This window comes from Bacillus pretiosus, assembly GCF_051294775.1.
In the GTDB taxonomy this organism is placed as follows: domain Bacteria; phylum Bacillota; class Bacilli; order Bacillales; family Bacillaceae_G; genus Bacillus_A; species Bacillus_A wiedmannii.
This window is the reverse complement of sequence record NZ_JBPPHF010000271.1, coordinates 1-298: the sequence shown is the minus strand read 5'-3', so window position 1 is coordinate 298 and position 298 is coordinate 1. Positions and strand designations below refer to the sequence as shown.

Annotated in this window: 1 pseudogene; it reads left to right on the top strand. The window is 32.9% G+C overall.

Annotated features, from left to right (window positions below):
- Position 1 precedes the first annotated feature (1 nt).
- Positions 2–298: pseudogene (locus ACSG5Z_RS30835) on the top strand (hypothetical protein); the annotation flags it as partial.

The window sequence follows — 298 nt, the reverse complement described above, 5'->3', positions numbered from 1 at the left end:
TATTAATTCCCTAAGTAAAAATGTAGTAGAAAAATTAGAACAACCGGTGCGCTATGAAAGAAAACAAGTTCAGGTATTACGTGTAAGTAAAAGTAGTTCAAATGTACATGCTTATATGATTTTTCCGGAATTCTCAGAGGTTAAAATTTCAAATACCGAACTGGATGAATATATAGAAAACCTGTCAACAAGCGTGAAGTATGTCATTGATCGCAAGTTGAGTCAACAAGAAATTGAAAAGCAACATCATTCTTTCATTATGACGTGTGCAGTTGAGGAAGCTTTCTATTATACACAT